Below are 777 nucleotides of genomic sequence, written 5' to 3' on the forward strand. Positions count from 1 at the left end.
CCTCTGCCCTGCCGGGCATCTCCCCCCTTGAGGGGGAGATGCCCGGCAGGGCAGAGGGGGGTGCCTCGCGCCCGCTCACGCGGTTGCCGCCCTGATCGCCGGATAAAGCGCCCTGTAGCGCTGGTAGGCGTCGGCGAAGGCCCCGCCAAGCCCGGCGTCCGGATCGATCGTGGCGTCGGTCGCCGGCGCGGTGCACACGGCAAGCGGATCGGCGCCGGTCGCGGCGATCAGGCCGAGCCGGGCCGCGCCGAACGCGGCGCCGAAATCGCCATCGGCCGGGATGTCCACCGGCACCTGCAAGGCCGTGGCAATCGCCTTCAGCCAGTAGCGCGAGCGCGACCCGCCGCCGATCGCCGTGACCCGGGTCAGCGTCGTGCCGGCCGTCTTCAGCGCTTCGAGACTGTCGCGGAAGGCAAAGGCGACGCCTTCGAGCACGGCCTGCGTCAGCACGGCGCGGCCGGTTTCATGCGCCAGGCCGGTGAACGAGCCACGAATGGCGGAATCATTGTACGGCGTGCGCTCGCCTGAGAGATAGGGCAGGAAGGACACACCGGTCGGCGCCTTGAGCGTATCGCCGAGCTCGGCGGTCAATTCGCCGGCGCTTTTGCCGGTGATCTCCGACAGCCAGTTGAGCGAATCGGTGGCCGACAGGATAACGCCCATCTGGTGCCAGGTGTCGGGCAGCGCGTGGCAGAAGGTGTGCACCGCGCTTGCCGGATTGGGCAGGTAGGCGGCGTGCTGTTCGCCGCCAACGCCGCCTACCTGCCCAATCCGGCA

Annotated in this window: 1 protein-coding gene; it reads right to left on the reverse strand. The window is 70.4% G+C overall.

Annotated features, from left to right (window positions below; all coding sequences use genetic code 11):
- Positions 1 to 75: 75 nt before the first annotated feature.
- Positions 76 to 777 (reverse strand): FGGY-family carbohydrate kinase (locus EN742_RS36545; RefSeq protein WP_245492501.1); only part of this gene is annotated, 702 nt, incomplete at its 5' end.

Origin of the sequence: Mesorhizobium sp. M4A.F.Ca.ET.020.02.1.1 (assembly GCF_004022645.1) — a bacterium.
In the GTDB taxonomy this organism is placed as follows: domain Bacteria; phylum Pseudomonadota; class Alphaproteobacteria; order Rhizobiales; family Rhizobiaceae; genus Mesorhizobium.